Origin of the sequence: Allobosea sp. Leaf344, from assembly GCF_001426225.1 — a bacterium.
Lineage (GTDB): Bacteria > Pseudomonadota > Alphaproteobacteria > Rhizobiales > Beijerinckiaceae > Allobosea.
In genome coordinates, this window is the sequence record NZ_LMRT01000014.1 from 299528 (window position 1) to 322229 (window position 22702).

Annotated in this window: 24 protein-coding genes and 1 tRNA gene; 12 read left to right on the forward strand and 13 right to left on the reverse strand. The window is 68.7% G+C overall.

What is annotated here, in order from left to right:
• Positions 1-68: 68 nt before the first annotated feature.
• Positions 69-686 carry an alpha/beta hydrolase gene (locus ASG72_RS13375; RefSeq protein ID WP_156395959.1) on the forward strand — a complete coding sequence of 206 codons (618 nt, stop codon included), beginning with the start codon at positions 69-71 and terminating at the stop codon, positions 684-686.
• Positions 687-731: 45 nt separating this feature from the next.
• Here ASG72_RS13375 and ASG72_RS20805 read toward each other — a convergent pair whose 3' ends face one another.
• Positions 732-956: a hypothetical protein gene (locus ASG72_RS20805; RefSeq protein ID WP_156395960.1), complete on the reverse strand. Its 225-nt coding sequence runs from the start codon at positions 954-956 to the stop codon at positions 732-734.
• Between the two features lie 417 nt (positions 957-1373).
• Here ASG72_RS20805 and ASG72_RS13380 point away from each other — a divergent pair, with 417 nt between their 5' ends.
• Positions 1374-2105 carry an SOS response-associated peptidase family protein gene (locus ASG72_RS13380; RefSeq protein WP_056713035.1) on the forward strand — a complete coding sequence of 244 codons (732 nt, stop codon included), beginning with the start codon at positions 1374-1376 and terminating at the stop codon, positions 2103-2105.
• Between the two features lie 58 nt (positions 2106-2163).
• Here ASG72_RS13380 and ASG72_RS13385 read toward each other — a convergent pair whose 3' ends face one another.
• The 3 genes from ASG72_RS13385 to ASG72_RS13390 all read right to left on the reverse strand — a co-directional run bounded on the left by ASG72_RS13385 (position 2164) and on the right by ASG72_RS13390 (position 3261).
• The gene (locus ASG72_RS13385) at positions 2164-2583 is read right to left on the reverse strand and encodes a DUF1236 domain-containing protein (protein WP_056713036.1); all 420 of its coding nucleotides are present in this window, start codon (positions 2581-2583) and stop codon (positions 2164-2166) included.
• Between the two features lie 168 nt (positions 2584-2751).
• Entirely contained in the window at positions 2752-2910 is a 159-nt protein-coding gene (locus ASG72_RS20810; protein WP_156395961.1) for a hypothetical protein, read from the reverse strand.
• A gap of 273 nt (positions 2911-3183) precedes the next feature.
• Positions 3184-3261, reverse strand: a tRNA-Pro gene (locus ASG72_RS13390).
• Positions 3262-3484: 223 nt separating this feature from the next.
• Between ASG72_RS13390 and ASG72_RS13395 the strand changes: the two genes are divergently transcribed.
• Entirely contained in the window at positions 3485-4297 is an 813-nt protein-coding gene (locus ASG72_RS13395; protein ID WP_056713037.1) for a methyltransferase domain-containing protein, read from the forward strand.
• Positions 4298-4311: 14 nt separating this feature from the next.
• Here ASG72_RS13395 and ASG72_RS13400 read toward each other — a convergent pair whose 3' ends face one another.
• Together ASG72_RS13400 and ASG72_RS13405 are read right to left on the reverse strand one after the other, a co-directional pair.
• Entirely contained in the window at positions 4312-5562 is a 1251-nt protein-coding gene (locus ASG72_RS13400) for an O-antigen ligase family protein (RefSeq protein ID WP_056713038.1), read from the reverse strand.
• Positions 5559-7112, reverse strand: a complete 1554-nt coding sequence (locus ASG72_RS13405) for an undecaprenyl-phosphate glucose phosphotransferase (protein WP_056713039.1) — start codon at positions 7110-7112, stop codon at positions 5559-5561. Before ASG72_RS13405 ends, ASG72_RS13400 begins: the two co-directional genes overlap by 4 nt.
• A gap of 467 nt (positions 7113-7579) precedes the next feature.
• Between ASG72_RS13405 and ASG72_RS13410 the strand changes: the two genes are divergently transcribed.
• Both ASG72_RS13410 and ASG72_RS13415 read left to right on the forward strand, forming a co-directional pair.
• Positions 7580-7939 carry an SMR family transporter gene (locus tag ASG72_RS13410; protein WP_056713040.1) on the forward strand — a complete coding sequence of 120 codons (360 nt, stop codon included), beginning with the start codon at positions 7580-7582 and terminating at the stop codon, positions 7937-7939.
• Complete coding sequence (locus tag ASG72_RS13415; RefSeq protein ID WP_056713041.1) at positions 7936-8268, forward strand: multidrug/spermidine efflux SMR transporter subunit MdtI; 333 nt, start codon at positions 7936-7938, stop codon at positions 8266-8268. The genes ASG72_RS13410 and ASG72_RS13415 overlap by 4 nt, the downstream gene beginning before the upstream one ends.
• Position 8269: 1 nt before the next feature.
• Here the strand turns inward: ASG72_RS13415 and ASG72_RS13420 are convergent, their stop codons facing one another.
• Positions 8270-9430, reverse strand: a complete 1161-nt coding sequence (locus ASG72_RS13420; RefSeq protein ID WP_056713042.1) for a glycosyltransferase family 4 protein — start codon at positions 9428-9430, stop codon at positions 8270-8272.
• 19 nt (positions 9431-9449) lie between these two features.
• Positions 9450-10013: a polysaccharide biosynthesis/export family protein gene (locus ASG72_RS13425; protein ID WP_244488796.1), complete on the reverse strand. Its 564-nt coding sequence runs from the start codon at positions 10011-10013 to the stop codon at positions 9450-9452.
• 159 nt (positions 10014-10172) lie between these two features.
• On the opposite strand from ASG72_RS13425, the gene ASG72_RS13430 reads away from it, so the two are divergent.
• Positions 10173-12338 carry a GumC family protein gene (locus ASG72_RS13430; RefSeq protein WP_162246252.1) on the forward strand — a complete coding sequence of 722 codons (2166 nt, stop codon included), beginning with the start codon at positions 10173-10175 and terminating at the stop codon, positions 12336-12338.
• 3 nt (positions 12339-12341) lie between these two features.
• Here the strand turns inward: ASG72_RS13430 and ASG72_RS13435 are convergent, their stop codons facing one another.
• Positions 12342-13565: a GNAT family N-acetyltransferase gene (locus tag ASG72_RS13435; protein ID WP_056713046.1), complete on the reverse strand. Its 1224-nt coding sequence runs from the start codon at positions 13563-13565 to the stop codon at positions 12342-12344.
• A 122-nt stretch (positions 13566-13687) separates the two neighbouring features.
• Here ASG72_RS13435 and ASG72_RS13440 point away from each other — a divergent pair, with 122 nt between their 5' ends.
• Entirely contained in the window at positions 13688-14752 is a 1065-nt protein-coding gene (locus tag ASG72_RS13440) for a polysaccharide deacetylase family protein (RefSeq protein WP_056713047.1), read from the forward strand.
• A gap of 14 nt (positions 14753-14766) precedes the next feature.
• On the opposite strand, the gene ASG72_RS13445 is transcribed toward ASG72_RS13440, so the two are convergent.
• The 3 genes from ASG72_RS13445 to ASG72_RS13455 form a co-directional block, all read right to left on the reverse strand.
• On the reverse strand, positions 14767-15441 hold the full coding sequence (locus ASG72_RS13445; protein ID WP_244488797.1) for an RES family NAD+ phosphorylase: 675 nt from the start codon (positions 15439-15441) through the stop codon (positions 14767-14769).
• Positions 15442-15455: 14 nt separating this feature from the next.
• Positions 15456-15866: an antitoxin Xre-like helix-turn-helix domain-containing protein gene (locus ASG72_RS13450; protein WP_056713050.1), complete on the reverse strand. Its 411-nt coding sequence runs from the start codon at positions 15864-15866 to the stop codon at positions 15456-15458.
• Positions 15867-15936: 70 nt separating this feature from the next.
• On the reverse strand, positions 15937-16143 hold the full coding sequence (locus tag ASG72_RS13455; RefSeq protein WP_056713052.1) for a DUF2842 domain-containing protein: 207 nt from the start codon (positions 16141-16143) through the stop codon (positions 15937-15939).
• Positions 16144-16270: 127 nt separating this feature from the next.
• Here ASG72_RS13455 and ASG72_RS13460 point away from each other — a divergent pair, with 127 nt between their 5' ends.
• From ASG72_RS13460 to argC, 4 genes are all read left to right on the forward strand, one after another.
• On the forward strand, positions 16271-17344 hold the full coding sequence (locus tag ASG72_RS13460) for a COX15/CtaA family protein (RefSeq protein WP_056714651.1): 1074 nt from the start codon (positions 16271-16273) through the stop codon (positions 17342-17344).
• Positions 17345-17439: 95 nt separating this feature from the next.
• On the forward strand, positions 17440-17718 hold the full coding sequence (locus ASG72_RS13465) for a hypothetical protein (RefSeq protein ID WP_056713054.1): 279 nt from the start codon (positions 17440-17442) through the stop codon (positions 17716-17718).
• A gap of 33 nt (positions 17719-17751) precedes the next feature.
• Entirely contained in the window at positions 17752-18699 is a 948-nt protein-coding gene (gene speB / locus ASG72_RS13470; RefSeq protein WP_056713056.1) for an agmatinase, read from the forward strand.
• A gap of 297 nt (positions 18700-18996) precedes the next feature.
• Positions 18997-19929 (forward strand): N-acetyl-gamma-glutamyl-phosphate reductase, encoded by a 933-nt coding sequence (gene argC, locus ASG72_RS13475; RefSeq protein ID WP_056713058.1) that lies wholly within the window; start codon positions 18997-18999, stop codon positions 19927-19929.
• Positions 19930-19996: 67 nt separating this feature from the next.
• Here the strand turns inward: argC and ASG72_RS13480 are convergent, their stop codons facing one another.
• Positions 19997-20845 carry a fumarylacetoacetate hydrolase family protein gene (locus ASG72_RS13480; RefSeq protein ID WP_056713060.1) on the reverse strand — a complete coding sequence of 283 codons (849 nt, stop codon included), beginning with the start codon at positions 20843-20845 and terminating at the stop codon, positions 19997-19999.
• A 432-nt stretch (positions 20846-21277) separates the two neighbouring features.
• On the opposite strand from ASG72_RS13480, the gene ASG72_RS13485 reads away from it, so the two are divergent.
• Positions 21278-22612 (forward strand): outer membrane protein transport protein, encoded by a 1335-nt coding sequence (locus ASG72_RS13485; RefSeq protein ID WP_056713062.1) that lies wholly within the window; start codon positions 21278-21280, stop codon positions 22610-22612.
• Positions 22613-22702 lie beyond the last annotated feature (90 nt).

Consider the following 22702-nt stretch of genomic DNA (forward strand, 5'->3'; position numbering starts at 1 on the left):
CGCGACCCTGCCCGGTTCAGCCGGGCAGGGCTCGCGGAAACCGCATGCTTATCTCGAGGAGGTTGATGATGGACGCCCTCGCACAGGACGGCTTCACCCATGTCTACGAGCCGGGCACCGGCGCCGGCGCACCCGTGCTGCTGCTGCACGGGACCGGCGGCGACGAGCGCGATCTGCTGCCGATCGGCCGCAGCGTCGCGCCGGGCGCCAGCCTGATCTCGCCGCGCGGGCGGGTTCTGGAAGGCACGATGCCGCGCTTCTTCCGCCGCTTGGCCGAGGGCGTCTTCGACGAGGCCGATCTCGTGGCGCGCACCCATGAGCTGGCGGAGTTCGTGCTGGCCATGCGCGCGCGGCACGGGCTGGCGGCGCCGATCGCCATCGGCTTCTCCAACGGCGCCAATATCGCGGCGAGCCTGCTGCTGCTGCGGCCGGAAGTTCTCGCCGGCGCCGCGCTGCTGCGCGCCATGTCGCCCTTCGCCGGGCCGCCTTCGGTCGATCTCACCGGCAAGAAGGTGCTGATGCTGTCCGGCGCCATGGATCCGATCATCCCGGCCGAGACCGCCGAGCGGCTGGCCCGGACCCTGGCCGAGGTCGGCGCAGAGACCGAGCATCGCGTGCTGCCGGCGGGCCATGGCCTGACGCAGGCCGATCTGACGCTGCTCGAGGCCTGGCACGCCGGGCGTTGAGCGCCTGTCGCGCCGCCGCCGGCGCGGCAGGCCGCGTCGGCGGGCTCAGGATGCGGCGGCCGCCTTGCTCTTGGTCGCCTTGGCCTTGGGCGCGGGCGGCGGTTCGGCGGCCTGCTTGGCCAGTCTCTGCGCCCTCAGCGCCTCGATCTTCTTGCGCGCGGCCGCTTCCTCGGCCGCGATGCGGCCACTGGATTTCTGCTTCTCGCGCGGGGCTTCCTGCACGCTGTGAACGTCGTGCCAGGCCCGCGGCCCGCGATCTTCACCAGCCATAGCCGTTCTCCCCCGTCTGGCGCTCGATGCGCAAAGCTCAGCTTAACCCGGTTTGGCAGCCGTAGCGAGCCGCCATCCGCGCCGGCGGACGCTGGCCGTCAGTCCAGCAGCGTCGCCGCAAGCGCCATGCCCGCCGCCAGCACTGCGAGCGCCCTGAGCAGCATGCCGCGCTGTCGCGACACCAGCTCCGGAACCAGACGCACGGATCCACGCATGTTCGTTACCCCACCCCGTGACGATGGTGGATCGCTTCGGTTGCGGCAGCAAGGGACGACCCGCCGGGGCTGTGGACAAGATCGCGGCCGCTCGCTGGCCCGTCATGCCCGGCCCGCCTGCCGCTTGATCGCCAGGGCGGCCGGCGACATGCTCCGCGCCGCGCCCGCCGCTGGACCGGCGGCTCGGAGGATCCTGCCGGCCATGTGCAATCTCTACAGCTATACCCGCGGCGTCGATGCGATGCGCCAGCTGTTTCGCCGGCCCTTCGATGCACCGGCGACCAATCTGCCGCCGCTGCCCGGCATTTTTCCGGATTACGAGGCGCCGATCATCCGCAATCAGGGGGACGGGCCGCCGGCTCTGGCGATGGCCCGCTGGGGCATGCCGAGTTCGCGCAAGGCGGTCTATGACGCCGCGGTGAAGCGCGCCGACAAGCTCCGCGCCAAGGGCAAGCCCGTGGATTTCGACGCGCTGCTGGCGATGGAGCCCGATGCCGGCACCACCAATATCCGCAACACCGCGAGCCCGCATTGGCGGCCCTGGCTCGGCGTGCAGAACCGCTGCCTGGTGCCGTTCACCAGCTTCAGCGAGTTCAACCGCGATGCGGGCGGCGACATCTGGTTCGCCCGGGACGAGAGCCGGCCCGTCGCCTTCTTCGCAGGGCTGTGGACGCCGCAATGGACGGGTGTGCGCAGGATCAGCAAGGGGATCGAGACGCTGGACCTCTTCGCCTTCCTCACGACCGAGCCGAATGCGGAGGTGGCGGCGGTGCATCCCAAGGCGATGCCGGTGATCCTGACCGAGCCGGAGGAATGCGAGCTCTGGATGGAGGCGCCCTGGCAGGAGGCCCGGGCGCTGCAGCGGCCGCTGGCCGATGGCCGGCTGGCGATCGTGGCGCGCGGCGGCAAGGCGGACGCGGCTGCGGCCGCATGAGCACAAACGGAAACGCCCGCCTCCGGAGAGGCGGGCGCTCGATCGATCACTGGATCGATCACTCGATGATCTGGACGATCTTGCGCGTGCGCGGCTCGACCAGGACCGGGCGGTCATTGACCACGGTGTAGCGGTACTGGGTCTTGCCGTAGCGGGCCGGAACCTCGCGGACGGTGACCGTCTCGGGCAGCGTCGCGCCGACCACGACTTCCTTCTCGTAGCGCACGGAGGGAACATCCTGCTCCATCACATAGGTGCGGAAGGCCGGGCGCTGATCGGCTGTGATCCCGCCGACGATCGCACCCGCCGCCGCGCCACCGACCGCGCCGGCCGCCGCGCCGACCGGACCGCCGACGATCGCGCCGCCGACGGCACCCGTCGCCGCACCCGAGGCCGCGCCGCCGGCCGCGCCGGATTGGGCCTGGGCCGCGAAGGGAACGACGGCGAGGGTTGCTACGATGGCAAGTTGCTTCAACATGATTGGCTCCTGTCAGTGTGTGAACGTGACAGAACAACACCCGGCATCGCGCCTGGTTTCATGAATGATCATTCATCAAAGCTTTTGCCTATACTGCGCGCGGGCAGAACGCTGCTGCCCCGGCATCGGCATCGCCCGATCGGCGCCCCATCCCGCGCCGGCGCCCGGTCACGCCTCGGGCACGGGCAGGGGACCCGGGCCCCAGAGGAAATCCTGCAGCAGCTGCGGCATCTCCACGCCCGGCACGAAGACCAGGAGATGCTCGGGATCGGAGGATTCGGCGTTTTCGAAGACCTCGACCACCGACCATTCCGAATCCGGCGTCAAAAGTTCGCCTTCTCGTGTGCCCGGCGCAGGTCTGAGCCATTTCGCCCAATGATAACCCGGAGCCGTCGGCAAAATTACAATAGGATTGACCATGACTAAGACGATTGTTGGTACGGCAAAACGCCGAGGTCGCAGCTTGGTTTCGTATGAAAAGGCGGAGCGCGTCGGGCTGATGCGGACAGCGGGGCGCAGGCAGGTGATGGCGAGGCGAGAAGCCGGAACGCCGACCGGGACGAAGCGGGCGTGCTCCCGCCGGCCGGCCTTCGACGAAAATGGTCGGAGCGAGAGGATTCGAACCTCCGACCCCTTGTCCCCCAGACAAGTGCGCTAACCGGGCTGCGCTACGCTCCGACGGGTCGGCTTATAGAGTCGCTCTCGGCAGGATGCAATGCGCTTCGCGCAATCTGGCGGGACAATCCGGGCGCGGGCTCACCTGTCGCATATCTGGCGTCGCGGAGCCGGTGGCAAAAGGATTCTCGCAGTCCGGCCGAAACAATTAACTGTCGATTTCAAATCAGTTTGATCACGCTCTCACTATTGACCATGGTTTTTCATCATTAGTGGGAGTCTAGTCATGGCCTTGGCGTCTGCCCTATCCGAGCCGACGGGCCGGACCGTCCCCAGCAGCACAGCGCGCTCGATCGAAGGCTTCATGCACGGGCTGGCGCCGCATTGGCATGCGCGATGGGCCTGGGAGAATTACGAGCTCACCATCCTCGCTCTGGCGCGCCAGTTCGGGCTGCGGCGGATCTGCGAGATCGGCGGCGGCCGCGATCCGCTGTTCACGGCTGAGGAAGCGCGCGGGCATGGCCTCGATCTGATCGTCAACGATATCGACGCCGGCGAGCTGGCCCTGACGCCGGCCGGGCTGCGCACGGCGCATTTCGACATCGCCGGCGATCTGCGCGAGCCGGATGCGGTGCGCGGCGGCTATGATCTGATGGTCTCGCGCATGGTCTTCGAACATGTCCATGACGTCGAGCGGGCCTGGACCAACATCCATGCGCTGCTGGCACCGGGCGGCGTGGCGCTGGCCTTCTTCCCGACGCTCTGGGCCCCCGTCTTCGCGCTGAACCACATCCTGCCGGAAAGCGCCTCGCGCGCCATCGTCCACGCGCTCTATCCGGCGCGCCGCGACGGGGGTGGGGACCCGAAATTCCCCGCGCTCTATGATTGGTGCCGCGGCAGCCGGGCCCGGCTCGCCCCGATGCTGCAGCGTGCCGGCTTCTCCGACATCCATGTTCAGCCCTTCTGGGGCCATGATTATTTCAAGCGCATGCCGGGGCTGCGCGAGATCGACCATGCCTTCAATGCGGGCGCGGCTAGGATCGGCTGGGATTTCGTCACCACCCACGCCTATGTCGTGGTGCGCAAGGCCGGCGGCTGAGAGCGAGCCGGCGGCTAGAGAGGCTCGCGCTGCGCCGGCCGCCTGGGCGGCGACAGGGCGGCCAGGCCCCAGATCAGCCCGAGCAGCAGGTAGAAATGCCGCCAGTGATCGGTATCGATCTGGAGACCCTGCAGGATCGTCACGAACAGCACCGACCACAGCGCCACCGCATGGGTCTGCCAGGGCGTACGCTGGAACACCAGCCGCCATCCGACATAGCAGGTCGCCGCCGTCACCCCCAGCCAGGCGAAGCCGCCGATCCAGCCATAGGAGGCGAAGGCGTTGATGTAGACGTTGTGCGGGTCCTCGACGAAGTGGAAGCTGAAGCGCAGCGGACCGAAGCCGTTGGGCAGTTCGAGCAGCATCGGGATCGAGCGCAGCTGATTGCCGAACCGCCCGGTCTCGCCGATGTCGTAGGATTGCGACAGGCTGGCGCGGATCTCGAAGACGCTGCGGATCTGCTCGAAGGACAGAGCGACGAGCAGGGCCATGACCATCAGCAGAGCGGCGACCAGCGTCAGCCCGATGATCCGCGCGCGGCGCGAGGCGGTCGGCGCGGTCAGGAAGGTCAGCAGCACCATCAGCGCCGCCGAGGCGGCGAAATTCGCCCAGGCGCCGCGGGAGAAGGTGAGCAGCAGCGCTACCAGCGGCACGCTCATCAACATCACGCCCTTGAGCAGCCCGTGGCGGCCGATCAGCACATGCTGCAGCACGAAGACCAGCGGCACGACGAGATAGGGACCCAGCACGTTCGGGTCCTTGAAGGTCCCCGAGGCCCGGTTGTTCAGGGTGAAGACGCTGCCCAGCCCGGCGATGTCGAAATAGCCGAGAATGCCGGCGATGCTGGCGCACCAGGCAGCGATGAAGCAGCCCCTGATCAGGGTCTCGATGCGCGCCACGGCGTCCTCCGCCATGATCGCGGCGAGGAAGATCGCAGTGATCATCAGATAGACCGAGACGGCGGTGAAGCGCACCGAGGGCGGCTCGTCCATCCAGGGGATCAGCGCGATCACCCCGCCGATATTGTAGAGCAGCAGCAGCAGCGCCATCGGCAGCAGCCGCTGCGACAGGCGCAGGCCGGTCAGCGCGAAGACGAACATCGTCAGCAGGAAGACGATCTCATAGGGCGAGGGCTCGATCAGCGCGAAGCCGGAGGACGCGCCGAGCAGCCAGAGCGTGCCGCGCTTCAGCCCGGCATGCGAGACGAGCAGCCGGCGGTTGGCCGGCAACGCGACGGGCTCGTCGCGGTGGGAGAGCGCGCTCAATAGGCGTTCTCGTTCTTCGTCAGCAGCGAGAACGGCGTCTTGGCCAGGATGTAGACATCGAGCAGGACCGACCAGTTCTCGATGTAATAGAGATCGTGCTCGACGCGGCGCTGGATCTTGTCGTCGGTGTCGGTCTCGCCGCGCCAGCCATTGACCTGGGCCCAGCCGGTGATGCCGGGTTTGACCTTGTGGCGGGCGAAATACCCGTCCACCACCTGCTCATAGGCCCGGTCCTGCGCCTTGGCATGGATGGCGTGGGGCCGCGGCCCGACCAGCGAGAGATCGCCCTTCAGCACCACGTTGAAGAGCTGCGGCAGCTCGTCGAGCGAGGTCCTGCGGATGAAGCGGCCGACGCGGGTCACGCGCGGATCGTCGCGCGTCACCTGCTTGGCGGCGGCGGGGTCCGCCATCTCGTGATAGAGCGAGCGGAACTTGAAGACCTCGATCAGCTCGTTGTTGAAGCCGTAGCGCTTCTGCCGGAACAGCACCGGCCCGCGCGAATCGAGCTTGATGGCGATCGCCGTGACGATCATCAGCGGGGCGAGCATGATCAGCGCCAGCGTCCCCACCAGTTTGTCGAAGACATATTTGACGACGACGTCCCAATCCGCGATCGGGCGGTCGAAGACGTCGAGCACCGGCACCGCGCCGATATAGGAATAGGAGCGCGGCCTGAAGCGCAGCTTCGACATATGCGCGGAGAGGCGGATGTCGATCGGCAGCACCCAGAGCTTGCGCAGCATGGCCAGCAGCCTCGCCTCCGCCGAGATCGGCAGGGTGAAGATCACCAGATCGAGTTTCGTGCGGCGCGCGAATTCGACGAGGTCGTCGATCGTCCCGAGCTTGGGATAGCCGGCCACCAGATCGGGCGAGCGATCGTCGTTGCGGTCGTCGAACACGCCGCAGACCCGCAGGCCCGTATCGCGCTGCGCCTCGAGCGCGCGGATCAGCGCTTCGCCCGCCTCGCCGCCGCCGACGATCGCGGTGCGCCGCTCGAGCCGGCCCATCCGCGTCAGGCGCAATACGCCGAGATGGACGATCAGCCGCTCGCCGAGCAGCGCCGCCAGCCCGCCGGCATAGAAGCCCGCCAGCCAGATCCGCGAGACCTGGTCGCCGATCTTAAGGAAGAAGAAGGCGGCGAGCGTGAACAGGAACAGGGTCGTCCAGCCGACCGAGAGCTTGACCGCCATGGCCACGACGTTGCGCAGCGCGCCGACATGGTAGAGCCGCAGCATCTGGAAGCTGACCAGCGCGCCGAAGGCCAGCAGCGGGATCGTCAGCTGATAGGCGAGGCGGTTATCGACCTGGCCATTGAGATAGAAGGCATAGACGAAGCTGCCGACCCCGATGATGGCGAGGACATCCAGCAGCCTGACCAGCCCCTCGATCATCACCGGCGACAGCGTCGGCTTGACCGGCATGGCCGCGATGCGCTCGGCCAGAGGGTGGAACAACCGGCCGGGACCGGCCTCGCGCTGGCCCAGCATGTCGCCCGTGGCGGCATTGGCGGCGTCGACCTTCATCAGGTCGCGGACATCGAACGCACCCATACGCATGACCCTCATAGCGGCCATGGGGGTCGCGGCCCCGCATGGACTGCGCCTGCATTACGGCAGAATGCTCTCGGAACCTTTAACCCGGGCCGTCGCAGTCTCGCCGTTCGAGGGCCCTTGTTGGGCGGCCGGCGCCACCGATCCCGCGCCCGGCTTTCCGCTGCCGCCCCAGAGGGTTGGGCATGAGCGAGAGCCGCCGGCAGCTTGCGCCGGCATGACCAACAGTCGTTCTGCGTTGACAAAAGCAGGCGCGGCGCCCATATTCGGCGCCATGAGTGTATGAGAAGCCCATATGCGGATGGTGTCGGCGGCGGAGCCAATTTCCGTCGCCATGCGAGCCATCAGCCCTCGGCGGGACGCGCCCGCCTGCTTTTTCTACTCATCATTCTCTTCCGATTTTCTGATTTTTGCTTGGTTTCGACGCGTCGTTTCGGACGCGCTCCGGCACCTCGCCTGTGTGCAACATGTCTTTCCATTGGTTGGTACTTCTCGCGGCGATCGCCGTCGAGATTTTCGCGACGGCCGCTCTCAAATCGGCGGTCTCGGCGCCTGCTCTGCTCGCGCTGCTCCCGCTTCTGCTGATCGGCGTCTCCTTCGCCCTGCTCAGCATCGCCCTGCGGGTCATTCCGATGGCCGTGGCCTATGCGGTCTGGGAAGGGCTCGGCATCGCCGGCATCGCCCTGATCGGCCATCTCCTCTTCGGTGAACATCTCACCGTGACGCGGCTGCTGGCGCTGGGCGCGATCATCCTCGGCATCGTGCTGCTGGAACGCGGCGTCGGCGGCCCGGCCGGGCCGGCGCGCGCGGCGGGGAGGGTGGGATGAGCCCCGCCTTCGCCGTAAACCCTCTCGCCTGGCTCGCTCTGGCGGTGGTGCTCGAAGTCGGCGGCACCTGCCTGCTCAAGCTCTCCAACGGCATGACGCGGCGTGTCGAGGGCGCGTCCGGCATCATCCTCGTCATTGGCGCCTTCGCTTCGCTCGCCCAGGCCATCCAGGGCATGGACCTCTCGGTGGCCTATGCGGTCTGGGGCGGCGCCGGGCTGGTCATCACCTCGGTGCTGGGGGTGCTGGCCTTCGGCCAGCGCATCAGGCCGAGCGGCTGGGCCGGGATCGGGCTCGTGGTGGCCGGCGTCGCGGCGCTGAAACTGCTCTAGCCTATCCCCGGCGCCGCGCCAGTGCGGCGCGATAGGCGGCGAGCACGCCGTCCGTCATGCTGTCCAGCCGGAAGTTCTGCTCGACATGCCGGGCGAGATCGGCCGCCTGCCGCTGCCGCTCCTCATCGGGGGTCGCCAGCATGGCGGCGATGGTCCGGGCGAGCAGCGCGTTGTCGTCCGGGGCGATCAGCCGGTGGCGATGATCGGGCCCGTAGATCTCGCCGATCCCGCCGACATCGGTGGCGATCAGGGGCTGCGCCGCCGCGGCCGCCTCGAGGATGACATAGGGCAGCGATTCCGCCCGCGAGGGGATGACCATGATCCGGCCCTCGGCCAGGGCCTCCCGGATCGGAGCGGGGCCGCGGAAGTGACATTGCCCGGCGACGCCGCGGACCTGGGCCAGCTGGCGCAGCATCTCCTCGTCCGGTCCCGAGCCGACGATCATCAGCCGCGGCGTCAGGCCATGCTGCTTCAGCAGCGCCAGCGCCTCGATCAGCGTGTCGACGCCCTTCGCCTGCCGCAGCTCGCCGAGATAGAGCAGCTCCGCCGCGCTCTCGCCATGCCGGATCGGCGCGAATTCCGCTTCCGCGATGCCGTTCAGGATGATGCGGTGATCGGTGCGCGGCTCATGGCCGACATGGGCGCGAAACCGGCCCGCGATGAAGCGGCTCTCGAACAGGAACATGTCCGTCGCCCGCTCGAGCATCCGCTCGATCGTCATGTAGAGCCGGTGCTGCGCGCTGCCGGGCTTGTAGTTGAAGCTGCCGCCATGGGGCGTATAGGCCGTGGCATAGCGGCGGCCGGGGGTCAGCAGGGCCGGAAGCCTGGCATAGACGCCGCCCTTCGAGCCATGGCCATGGACGATGTCGGGCTGCAGGCGCCAGCGCCGGCCGATCATCCCGATCTGCGCGCGCGCATCGGTCAGGCTCGGATAGCGCGACATCGGCAGGCGGGTGACGCCGAGGGTGAGGACCGGGGCGAGCTCGGCGAAGACGTCGCCGGCCCGGCTGCCGCCGGTGGTCGAATCGCAGAGGATCCCGACATCGTGCCCACGCTCGACCTGGCCGCGCGCCAGATCCAGCACATGCCGGAACAGCCCGCCCAGCGGCGCGCGGAAGACATGCAGGATGCGCAAGGGCGCGTCCTCCTCAGGCCTGCTCATGGCCGTCCCTCCGGCCCGATCAGAACCAGCGTTCCTTGATCACGATGGTGTCGCCCGGCTGGACCGGATAGGTGATCGGCACGGAGGCCGTGACCAGGCGCCCGTCGATCATCCGCGTGACCTCGGCGAAATTGCGCTGCCCGCGCGGGGTGAAGCCGCCGGCGATGGCGACGGCCGTCTGCACGGTCATGCCGTTGACATAGGGGAACTGCCCCGAGCTGGTGACCTCGCCGAGCACGAAGAACGGCCGGTAGGTGTCGACCTCGACCGAAACCTTCGGCTCGCGCAGATAGCCGGCCCGCAGCCGCTGCTCGATCGCCCGCTCCAGCTCCTGGGTGGTGCGGCCCTTGGCGTCGATGCGGTCGATCAGCGGCATCGAGATCCGCCCGGCCCCGTCCACCGCATAGATATTGGAGAGGTTGTCCTGTCCGAAGACGATGATGCGCAGCCGGTCGCCGCTGGCGAGGCGATAGGGCCCGGCAGCCTGGGCGACGGCATAATCGGCTTCGACATAGCGGGGCGCGCAGGCGCTTGTCGCCAGGGCCATGGCCAGCACGACGGAGGTGAGGCGAGGACTCGTCACGAGCGGGCTTCCACACTGAACATGGCCCGAGGATTAGGAGGATATGGTTAAGAAAACCTGATCGCTGCGGCGGGGTATTTTAACGCGACACTAACCTTACTCAGGCTTGATTGACCCATGCCCGGATGGGCTTTGTGTATTGCGTGAATGGAATTCAGGATGACCGCTCAAACCGACAGCTTGAAGCGCGACGACGAATTCCGTGCGGATTCGATCGATCTCGGCGCGCTGTGGACGGCCGTCAAGCAGCGCAAGGCCTGGGTGCTGGTGCCGACGCTGGCGGTGCTGGGCCTGAGCTTCGTCGCCGTCAACGTCGTCACGCCGCGCTACACCGCGGAATCCCGCATCCTCCTGGAGAATCGCGAGAGCTTCTATACGCGCCCCGGCCAGAATGGCGGGACGGGGCAGAGCGCCCAGTTCGACAGCGAAGGCATTCAGAGCCAGGTCCAGCTGGTGATGTCGCGGGATCTGGCGCGCGAGGCGATCAAGCGCATCGGCCTCGTCGGCAATGCCGAGTTCGATTCCGGGGCCGGGGCCCTGAACGCGTTGAAGAAGATCGGCGTCCTCGTCGGCATCGGCGCCCATCCGGCCGACCGCTCGCCGGAGGAGCGGGTGCTGGAGACCTATTACGAGCGCCTCCTGGTCTATCCCGTGGCGCGTTCGCGCATCCTGGCGGTGGAGTTCACCTCGCAGGACCCAGCGCTGGCCGCCAAGGCGGCCAACATCATCGCCGCGACCTATCTCGAGGCTCAGGAAGCCGCCAAGCAGGACACCGCCCGCAGCGCCTCCTCCTGGCTTTCCAGCACGATCGAGCCGCTGCGCCGCCGCGTCGCCGAGGCGGAAGCCAAGGTCGAGGATTTCCGCTCGCGCAACGGGCTGCTGGTCGGCTCCAACAACACCACCATCACCTCGCAGCAGCTCGCCGATCTCTCGACGCAGCTCTCGGCGGCCCGCAGCCAGCAGGCGGAGGCGCAGGCCAAGGCGGGGCTGATCCGCGACGCCATCAAGCAGGGCCGCACCTTCGAGATCCCCGACGTCGCCAATAACGAGCTGGTGCGCCGGCTGATCGAGCAGCGCATCAATCTGCGCGCCCAGATCGCGCTGGAATCGCGCAATCTCCTCTCCGAGCATCCGCGCATCAAGGAGCTCAACGCCCAGCTCGGCGATCTCGAAGGCCAGCTCCGCGCTGCCGCCGAGCGCACCGTCCGCACGCTGGAGAACGAGGCCAAAATCGCCGGCCAGCGTGTCGAGAGCTTCACCGCCGCTCTGGACGGGCAGAAGAAGAACGTCTCGACCGCCAATGACAGCGAAGTGCAGCTGCGCGCGCTGGAGCGCGAGGCGAGGACGCTGCGCGACCAGCTCGAGCAATACATGCTGCGCTACCGCGAGGCGGTCGCACGCGACGCGCAGAACGCGACGCCGGCCGATGCCCGCATCATCTCCCGCGCCATCGAGCCGGGCGAGCCTTCCTTCCCCAAGAAGATCCCGGTGATGCTGGTCGCCACCCTCGCCACCTTCCTGGTGTCGCTGGCCGTCCTCGTCTCGCGCGAACTGCTCCGCGGCCAGCCCGGCGCGCCGCTCCAGCCGATGCCGGATGTCGTGCCGCGCCGCGCCGCCACCCGCGATGATCCGCCGCTGTCGACGCCGGAACCGGACCTCCGGCAGGACCGCGTCGCCGCGCTGCTCACCCATACCGGACGACTCGGGCAGCTCATCGTGGTCGGGCAGGATCCCGACCAGGCGCTGGCCGATCTGGCGGAGCGCTCGCTCCCGGCGCCGCGCGGCATGGCGCCGCTGGCCCTGCTCGTCGATGCCGGCGGCTTCGGTGCCACCACGGCGCGGCAATGGGCCGATCTGCTCTCGCAGCGCTGCCGCTGCATTCTCCTCGATCTCGCCCGCGACGATGATGGCGAGCAGCCGGGCTTCTCCGAGCTCCTGGCCGGCGAGGCGCTGTTCTCCGACATCATCACCCGCGAGGAGGGCTCCCGCCTCCACGTCATCGGGCCGGGCCGTGCCGGGCGCGAAGCCGTGCTGGCCGCTCCCGATCTCGTCGAGGTCGCCCTGGACGCGCTGTGCGAGACCTATGATTGGGTCTTCGTCGCGGCGGCCTCGACCGATGAATCCGCCGTGCTCGCCCCGCTCGCCCGGCAGGCGCAATCGGTGCTGGTGATGGCCGGCCATGCCGGCAATGGCCATGCCGTCGAGGCCGGCTATCGCCTGGCGGAGCTCGGCGACGCCCCGGTCACGCTCGTCGTCGACGAAGGCATGGCCGAGGTCGCCGCCGATCTGGACAATGAGCCGGAGCTGAAGCCCGAGCCGGCCTGAGCCTCAGCCGCCCGTCCGGCGCAGCAGCTGGGAAAGGCGCTGCGCCCAGGCGAGGGCGCGCGGCGAGGCCTTGATCCGCCGCTTCACCGCCCGCTTCGCCCGCGCGACCAGGGCGAAGGCGCGGCCCTTGGCGGTCAGCGGCAGAAAACTATCGACCAGCTCGTCGCTGTCGTCGCAGATCGTCGTCTTGTAGCGGGCCTCGCCGACACCGAGATCGAAGACGGTGATGCCCTCGCTGCATTTCAGCCTGATCAGGTCGATCAGCAGGATCTCCCCCGGGCTGCTCTTGGCGATCTCGCTGCTCATGGCGAAGGCCGTCGCCATGCCCGAGAAGCGCTGGCCCTGCACCGCGCCGACATAGGTCGCGACCGGCTCGCCCTCCACCTCCAGCGCATAGAGCTCGATCGGCGCCGGCGCCTCGCCGATCGGGGTGGCGCCGCGCCGCAAGAAGTCGCGGATCGCGGGATCGGCGAAGGGGTCGTGCAGCCCGAGCGCCGCGAAGCGCCGCGCCTTCTGCACCAGGAACGCCGTCAGGATCCGCTCGATCTCGGCGGCGCCCGCCGCCTTGACGACCCGCGACGGGCCGAAGGTCTGGAACCGGTTGCGCTTGTTCTTCAGCTTCTTATGCGCATGGCTGCTCATCGCCCGCCGCAGCGAGCCATCGGCGTCGCCCGGCGTCAGCGAGAGCTTGTAGGCCCGGCTCGGGCTCGGTCCCGCCGCGAGGGCGGCGAGCGGATTGGCGATCCCGTTCCATTCCACCGGCTGGTTGACGAAGACGAAGGCGTCGAGACCGCCGATCGCCGCCGCGACGTCCTGCAGCAGCGCGCGGGCCCGGTCCGCATCGAGCGCGGCGGCGAAGCCCGGGTCGAACAGCCCCATATGGTAATTCGCGTGTTTGCCGCCGATGAACTCGGCGAAGCGGATGCCCCTGCGCCGCGTGATCGTGAAGGGCAGGATCGCCACCGGCCGCCCGCCGGCATCGCGGACCGTCGCCACGCTCGGCGAAAGCCGATGGGCGACGCCGACACTGGAGGCGAAGGCGGAGATCCAGCCATGGCTCTGATAGGGCGTCACGATCGCCCGCGCCTCGAGCTCACGCCAATCCCGTTCGAGCGCCGCCAGATCGCCGCTGACCGCGACGCTGCCCCAGAGCCGCGCGCCATCCGCCGGCGAACCGGCGTTCGATGGCGCGCCAGCCGGGCTCGCGCTGTCTGCGATGGCGTGCATGCTGCTATCCTGGAATCGGTCCTCGCCGGTTTAACCCGGCATTGTGAACGGATCGGTCAATCTGCCGCGCGGCCGGCAGCGCGATCGGCGAACAGCGTTAGCAGGTGGTTGGCGAGCCCGGCATGGATTGGCGACATCGAGTCTTCGCGGCTGGTTTCCGGGCGATCACGCTGACCGGCGCCGATCATTGGGGCAGGGGGCTGGCGCAGGGCGCCGGCGTCATCCTGACCCTGCATCATGTTCGCCCGGCGCGGGGCGGCGGCTTCCAGCCCAACGCCCTGCTGGAGATCACGCCCCGTTTCCTCGACGAGGTCGTCGGCCTGATCCGCAGGGAAGGCCATGACATCATCCCGCTCGACGCGGTGCCGGCACGGCTCGCCCGGGCGGCGGAGACCGGCGAGGCGGGGCGCTTCTTCGTCGCCTTCACCTTCGACGACGGCTATCGCGACACGCTCGACCATGCCTGGCCCGTGCTGGCGCGGCACCAGGCGCCCTGGACCCTGTTCGTCACCCCCGGCTTCGCCGACCGCACCGCGCGGCTGTGGTGGCTGGAACTGGAGGAGGCGATCCGCGCCCTGCCGGCGATCGCCCTCGATCTCCCGGACGGGCCCTTCGCAGCGCCCGCGCGCACCGATCGCGAGAAGCTGCAGGCTTTCCGGCAGCTCTATTGGCGTCTGCGCAAAGGGCCGGAAGAGATTCTGCTGGCGGCGATTTCGGCGCTCGGGGCGGAGGCCGGCATCGACCCGGCCGCGCTGGTCGCGCGCGAATGCCTGCCCTGGGAGGTGCTGCGCTCGCTGGCCGGCGCGCCCGGGGTCACCATCGCCGCCCATACGCTCAGCCATCCCATGCTGGCCAAGCATCCGGAGCCCGTGGCGCGGCAGGAGATCATCGGCAGCCGGGCGCGGCTCGAACAGGAGCTGGGGCTGCGGATCGCGCATTTCGCCTATCCGGTCGGCGATCCCGCCTCCGCCGGGCCGCGCGACTTCGCGCTCGCCCGCGACGCCGGCTTCGCCACCGCCGTCACGACGCGGCCGGGGCATCTCTTCCCCGACCATGCCGCGCATCTCCACGCTTTGCCGCGGATCTCGCTGAACGGCCACCACCAGAACGAGGCGGCGCTGCGCTCGCTGCTCTCGGGCCTGCCCTTCCTGCTCTGGAATCGCGGCAGGCGCGTGAATGCCGGCTGAGGCGGAAGCCGTCCTCAGAGCCCGAAGATCGCCCCGCTTCGGCAGTTGCGCACCCGGTCCACCCGCACCCCGTCCCAATGATAATCATAATGATCCCCCTGCAGCGGGATCGGCACGAGGTCCGGCCAGAACAAAGCGGCGCAGCTCCCGCCCTGGCAGCGCACGCTGTCATAGACGAGCCCGTTGGAGCCGGCCGCGCGCAACGCCCGGCCCAGCGCCTGCGGCGCGGCATAGCTCGCCGGGTCGTGCAGCGCGGCGACGCCGCTTGCGTCATGGAGCGCGAGCTCGAGCCGGTTGATCAGCACGCGGAATTGCGAGGTCCAGCCCGGCGCCTGCGCGGCATTGCGCATGAACACGCCATGATGATGCGCGACCTCGCGGATCGCGACCTCCTCGCTGTCCCCGGCGCTGTAGACCCCGTAGCTGCCATCGGTGAAGCGCCCCGGCCGGTCCCGGCTGGCATGGACGAAAGGCGCCATGACCAGGCTCGCCCCCACGCCCGACACGCGCCGCTCCGGCGGCACCAGGTCGAGCCGGCCGAGATGCTCCCAGATGCGCGGATTGGTCTTCGCCTCGGCCGAGGCCAGCGCCTCCCAGTCGCGCGGATCGGCGATGTCCTCGAACAGATCGATGGGCGGGTGGAGCGAGCGGATGATGCGATAGGCCTGCGGCCACCGGATCCGCCGCACCGGCAAAGCCGGCGTCACCAACCGCCGCGCTCGGCGTCGAGATGGGCGCGGATGCGCGCCAGCGCGAAGATATCCCCCTGCGCCATGATCTCGAGCGGGCTGCGCTGGCCGAAGGCGCCGTTCGGGGTGCCGATCCAGGCATAGCCGCGGGCCGGATCGGTGAAGATGATGCGCAGCGCCTTGTGGATGCCCATCAGCAGCGACAGCCTGGTCGCGAGATCGCGGTCGATCCGCCCCGGCTCACCCGCCTTCCAGCGGGCATAGCTGCGCGCCGGCAGCCCGCCGAGCAGGGCGCGCGCCACGGCGTCGGAGATCTGCCATTTGCCGAACAGCCTGACGACGGCGCGCGCCATCGCCGCGGCTTCCGCGTCGCTGATCGCTGGCTGGTCCGGCGCGGGGGCCGTCCGGGCGAGTTCCTGCAGCATCGCGCCGCCCTCCCTTTGGCACAATATGGGCGGTGATGTGCCTCATGGCAATGCCGCGACGCGGCTGCGTTCAGGGGTCCTTGCGCTCCATCCAGCGGATCAGCGGCAGCAGCGGCAGCACCCAGGCGAGGCCGAGCGCGATATAGGCCAGCGTCTGCACGGTTTTCGACGCTTCGGTGATGCGCCCCTGGGCCAGCGCCATCGCGACGAGCGCGTAGACGCAGACGAAGACCAGGATCAGGATCGTCCCGATCAGCTTGCGGTGGCTCTGTTTCATCGCCTCGTCTCCGTCCGGGCCCGATGGTGCGGCAATGCGGGCGTTGTCCGGCCCCGGCGCCGGCTCTATCTGTCACCGGCGTCGGCGCTTGTGAAGCGCCGGCGCTGCGACGGAAAGCCCCGTGACCATGACACTCGCCATCGACCGGCCCTTCGACAGCACCGCAGACAGCCATGCCGGCATTCGCCGCTGGCTCTGGGCGGTGGCGGCTCTGGTCTTCGTCATGGTGGTGGTCGGCGGCGCCACCCGCCTCACCGGGTCGGGCCTCTCGATCACCGAATGGCGGCCGGTGACGGGCGCCCTGCCGCCGCTCAGCGACGCCGCCTGGGCGCTGGAATTCGAGAAATACCGCGCGAGCCCGCAATATCAGCTGCTCAATGCCGGGATGGCGCTGGCCGATTTCAAGTTCATCTACTGGTGGGAATGGGGCCATCGCCAGCTCGGGCGCTTCATCGGCCTGGTCTATCTCCTCGGCTTCCTCGTCGTCGCGGCCCGGCGCCTGCTGCCCTGGCCGCAGATCCTGGTCCTGTTCGGCATGGGGCTGCTGCTCGGCCTGCAGGGCGCGATCGGCTGGATCATGGTCGCCTCCGGGCTGCAGCCGGGCATGGTCGCTGTGGCGCCGGTCAAGCTGACGCTGCATCTCGGCTTCGCAGGGCTGTTCTTCTGCTCGGTGATCGCCTTCGCGATCTGGCTGACACCGCCGCGCCGCCAGGAAAAGGCGCGGGCAGGGGGCATCGCCTGGCTGCTGCTGGCGCTGATCTTCGTGCAGATCGCGCTCGGCGGCCTGGTCGCGGGCTCGCGCGCCGGCTTCACCTTCAACACCTGGCCGCTGATGGACGGCGTGCTGATCCCATCCGCCGCAACCCTGTTCGCCCAGACGCCGTTCTGGGAGAATTTCGTCGATAATGTCGCGCTGGTTCAGTTCAACCACCGCATCGGCGCCTATCTCCTGCTCGCTCTGGCGCTCTGGCACGCGATCGGCCTGCGCCGCGCCGTCCCGGGTTCCGGCGAGGCGAAGCGGGCGACGGCGCTGGCCGGCATCACCCTTGCGCAGGCGGCGCTCGGCATCGTCACGCTGCTGCTCGTGGTGCCGCTCTGGGCGGGGCTGGCCCATCAGGCTCTGGCCTTCGCGCTGCTGGGCATGGCCGTGGTCCACGCCATGCGCGCCAGCTGCCGCTTCGCCGCCCGGGTTGGCGCGTAAAACGACAGAATCGGCTGCGGAGGGCGGGTCGCGCGGCTGGAGCCGCGCCGCATCCATGCTAGATCAGGCGCGGCTTCCCTCCGGTTCCTGCTGCCATGCGCGTCCTGCTCATCCTCATCGCTTTCGGCATGATCGCCATCCCGGCGCTGCTCGCTCTGGCGCGCGGTCAGGATGGCCGGCCGCGCCGCATCCGAAATGCGCTGCTGATCTTCCTGGCCCCGGCGCTGATGCTGGGCCTGATCCATGGCGTGCCGGAGCTGGATGGGCGCGCGCTGCAGAACCCGGTGCTCTGGACCAGCCTGCGCATGGTCCTCTCCGCCTTGGCGCTGATCCTGCCCTGGATCCTCTATGTCTGGCTCGTCGGCCGCCGCTGAGCCGTCTTTTCCGTTGCAATCGAGGCTCGCCCGATGATCGACCATGCCTTCACCGGCGATATTCGCGGCGCCGCGCAGGATCCCACCTATGCCGGCGCGCTCTCCTTCATGCGCCGTCGCTACAGCAAGGAGGTGGCGGGCTGCGACCTCGCGATCTGGGGCGTGCCCTTCGATCTGGCCGTGTCCAATCGCCCCGGCACCCGCTTCGGGCCGCAGGCGCTGCGCCGCGTCAGCGCGATCTTCGACGGGGATGCGCAATTCCCCTCCCGCCTCGACCCGTTCGAGACGCTTGCGGCGGTCGATTACGGCGATTGCCCGCTGCCGCGCAGCGACCTGCATGGCTGCGCGAAATCGATCGAGGACCACGCCGCGGCGATCATCGCGACCGGCGCGCATCTGGTGACGCTGGGCGGGGACCATTTCATCACGCTGCCGCTGCTGCGGGCGCATGTCGCCCGGCATGGCAAGCTCGCCCTCGTGCAGTTCGACGCGCATCAGGACACCTGGGATGACGGCGTCGGCGCGATCAGCCATGGCACATTCGTGCTGGAGGCGGTGCGCGAGGATCTGATCGACGTCGAACGCTCGATCCAGATCGGGATCCGCACCGTGGCGCCGCGGGATTGCGGCATTGCCGTCATCGACGGCTATGCGGCGCAGGAGCTGGGCGTCGCCGGGGTGGTGCAGGCGATCCAGGCGCGGGTCGGTGACGGGCCGGCCTATCTCACCTTCGATATCGATGCGCTCGATCCCGGCCATGCGCCCGGTACGGGCACGCCGGTCGCCGGCGGTCTCGCGACCGAGACGGCGCTGCGCATGGTCTGGGGCATTCGCGATTTGGATTGGCGGGGCATGGACATCGTCGAGGTGTCGCCCCCCTATGATCATGCCGATGCGACCGCCATCGCGGGGGCCGCCGTGGCCCAGCATTACATCCAGGGGCTGGCGCTGAAGAAGCTGGCGCAGCAGCCGGCGGGTTGAATCGCGCCGGCAGGAAACGGCCGCAAGCGATTCGCGGGATTGCGGAACGCGGCGCCGCGCGCGCCGAGGCGCCGCCAGGCCGGCTCGCGAGGCGCCGGCCACCGGATTGACAGCGCCGCCGCCCTCCACCATATCGGGGCCATGACCATGCTCTGCATCCGACGTCGTCCTGTCCCGGCCGCCCTAGCGCGACCGCGATGACGCCTGGCTGATGCCGGACTGTCCGCGACCGCGCCAGGAGCGCGGTTTTTTTATGCCTGAAGCCGACGAAGCACCGCACCCTCGGGGGGCCTGATCATGAGCCAGACGCAGAAAACTATCTTCATCGACGGCGAGGCCGGCACCACCGGGCTCGGCATCCGCGAGCGCCTGGCGGCTCTGCCCGAGATCGCGCTGCGCAGCATCGATCCCGACAAGCGCAAGGACCCGGCGGCCCGCAAGGCGCTGATGGCGGAGGTGGATCTCGTCGTGCTCTGCCTGCCGGACGATGCCGCGCGGGAATCGGTGGCGCTCGCCGACGAGCTCGGTGAGAACGGCCCCAGGATCGTCGACGCCGCGACGGCGCATCGCGTCGCCCCGGGCTGGGTCTATGGTTTCGCCGAGCTGGCGCCGGGCCATGCAAAGGCCATCGCCGAGGCCCGTCGCGTCTCCAATCCCGGCTGCTACCCCACCGGCGCGATCGCGCTGCTGCGCCCGCTCGTCGATGCCGGGCTGCTGGCGCAGGACCATCCGCTGACGATCAACGCGGTCTCCGGCTATTCCGGCGGCGGCAAGAGCATGATCGAGGAACACGAGGCCGGCCGCGCCCCCGCCTTCGAGCTTTACGGCCTCGGGCTCAAGCACAAGCACCTGCCGGAGCTGCAGGCCTATGCGCGGCTACAGAGGCGGCCGATCTTCGTGCCCTCGGTCGGCCATTTCCGCCAGGGCATGCTGGTTTCGGTGCCGCTGCATCTCGACACGCTGCCCGGCCGGCCGAAGCTCGCCGATCTCGAGGCGGCGCTGACCGAGCGCTATGCGGGCTCGGCCTTCGTCTCGGTCAAGCCGGCCGAGCCGAGTGGCAAGATCGAGCCGGAGGCGCTGAACGACAGCAATGCGCTGGAACTGCGGGTCTTCGGCAATGACGAGCTGGGCCAGGCCGTGCTGGTCGCGCGGCTCGACAATCTCGGCAAGGGCGCTTCAGGCGCCGCGGTGCAGAACATCAGGCTGATGCTCGGCCTCGACGCCGCCTGAGCAGCGGGCGGCCGCCCGGGCGATCGCTCGCCCGGGTCGCCGCCTCCGCTGCGCTGGAAGCGAGGGCTCAGCCCTTGAACGGGACGAAGTTCTGCTTCTGCGTCCCCAGCCCCTCGATGCCGAGGGCCACGACCTCGCCGCCCTTCAGGAAACGCGGCGGCTTGAAGCCGAGCCCGACGCCCGGAGGCGTGCCGGTGGTGATGACATCGCCCGGATCGAGCCGCATGAACTGGCTGATATAGTGGACCAGATAGGCGGCGCCGAAGATCATCGTCTTGGTCGACCCGTTCTGCACCCGCTCGCCATCGACCTCGAGCCACATGGCGAGGTTCTGCACATCGGCGATCTCGTCGGGCGTCACCAGCCAGGGGCCGAGCGGGCCGAAGGTCGGGCAGCCCTTGCCCTTCGCCCATTGCCCGCCACGCTCGGTCTGGAATTCGCGCTCGGACACGTCGTTGCAGACGCAGAAGCCGGCGATCGCCGCCATCGCCTTGTCCTCGGGGATGTAGGAGCCGCCATCGCCGATGACGATCGCCAGCTCGACCTCCCAATCGGTCTTCACCGAGTTCTTCGGGATCATCACGTCGTCATTGGGCCCGACGATGCAATTGGGCGCCTTGTTGAAGAGGATGGGCTCCTTCGGGATCTCCGCGCCGGTCTCGGCGGCGTGATCGGCGAAGTTCAGCCCGACCGCGATGAAGTTGCGGACATCGCCGACACAGGCGCCGATGCGCGGCGAACCCTGCACCGCCGGCAGGCTCGACGGGTCGACCGCCTTGATCTTCGCCAGCGAGGCGGAGGTCAGCGCCTGCCCCGCCAGATCGGGCAGCATGCCGGAAAGGTCGCGCAGATTGCCCTCCGCGTCGAGAATTCCGGGTTTTTCCTGGCCGAACGGGCCGTAACGAAGCAGTTTCACGATGTTTCCCCCATTTTAAATCGGTTAGGTTCGGGTGCCAGCACCTGAGCGGATGGCGCCCGTGCTGACAAGAGTGTTCCGGCGCATGGCCTCGCTGCGCCGGCGGCTGACGCGGATTGTTGCGGGGATGCAACGCTGCTTGCGAAAGAATGGCGCGATCGCCGGCGGGCGCCGGCTGGCCCCTGACCGCAAATCGCGCAAAATCCGGGATAGTTCTCATATAAACCATCGCTTCTGATTTCGCCGCTGCCGAACATCGCGAAAATCGAGCCGTTTTGGCCGGTTTTCGGGGGCTGCCCCGGACATGGCCGCGGCTTCTCCCCGGTTTTGCCGCCGCTGTGGCGGGATTGCGGCGAATCCGCCTGCGCGTCATGGTGGTGACACACCGGGGCGTCCGCGACCCTGGGCCGTCGTTCAAGGGATGGAATACCGATGAAGCGCTATCTCAGCCTCGCCGTCGCGGCGACCGTTTCCACCGCAGCACTGCTGAGCGCCGGGGCCGCCTCCGCCAGCTCCTTCGCCATTCGCAGCGGCCAGAGCGCCGAGGGTCTCGGCATGGCCTATGCCGGCGCGGCCTCGGGCGGCATCGGTCTGGGCTCGATGGCCTGGAACCCGGCGACCATCACCATGTTCCCCGGCCGCAACAGCCAGTGGAACTTCACCTATCTCAAGGCCTTCGGCGATTACCAGCCGACCTCGGTCACCCGTCTCGGCTCGCCCGTCGGTCCGCCGACCACGGCGCTGGGCGGCAGCCCGCTCGGCACCGGCGATCTCGGCGGCGACGGCGCCTTCATTCCCGCGTCCTATTCGGCCTGGCAGCTCAGCGACCGGTTCTGGGTTGGCTTGACCACGGGCGCGCCCTACGGCCTGCGCTCCAAGGCGGAGAACACCTACCATGCCGGCCAGGTCTATGGCCGCTCGGCCAAGGTCCGCTCGATCAACGTCGCGCCGACCATCGGCTATCAGGTCAATGACTGGCTCGCCATCGGTGCCGCCTTCCAGATCCAGTACCTCAAGGCCAATCTGAAGAACGCCACCGGCATCGGCCCGGCCGCACCGAATCAGATCCTCGACGGCGACACGATCGATTACGGCTTCCGCGTCGGCGCCACGCTGACCCCGATGAAGGGGACCAGCATCGGTGTCGCCTATCGCTCCTCGATCCGCCAGACGCTGGAAGGCACGCTGCGGACGCCGCTGGGCGTGCTGCCGATCAAGGCCAATCTCAACCTGCCGGATTCGGTGGTTGTCGGCCTGTCGCAGGAGATCAATGATCGCTGGCAGGCGCATCTCGGGGTGGAATGGACCAATTGGAGCCGTTTCCGCCGGATCCCGATCGTCAGCGAGCTCACCGGTGCGCCGGTCACCAGCCTGAACTTCGTCTATGACGACAGCTGGTATTTCTCGGGCGGCCTCGAATACAAGTATTCCGATGCGCTGACCCTGCGCGCCGGCGCGGCCTATGAGCTCTCCGCGGTCAATGACACCAACCGCACGGTCTTCATCTCGGATAATGACCGGCTCTGGCTCTCGGCTGGCGCCAGCTACCAGGTCACCGACAAGCTGAAGCTCGATCTCGGCTACACCTATATCCACGTCACCAAGGCCTCGGTGAACTACACCGGCGCGCATCCGCAGCAGGGCCCGATCTTCTACCAGGCCGAGGCCAAGCCCTATATCCACATCGTCTCGGCCGGTCTGACCTATCGCTGGGACGATCCGGCCCGGCCGATCCCGGCGCAGCAGCCCCTGGTCGTGAAATACTGATCGTCAGGCACGGCCTGGACATCGCGAAAGCCGGCCTTCGGGCCGGCTTTTTGCGTTCAGGGGTTGGTGTCGGTCGGAGCGAGCCGGGCG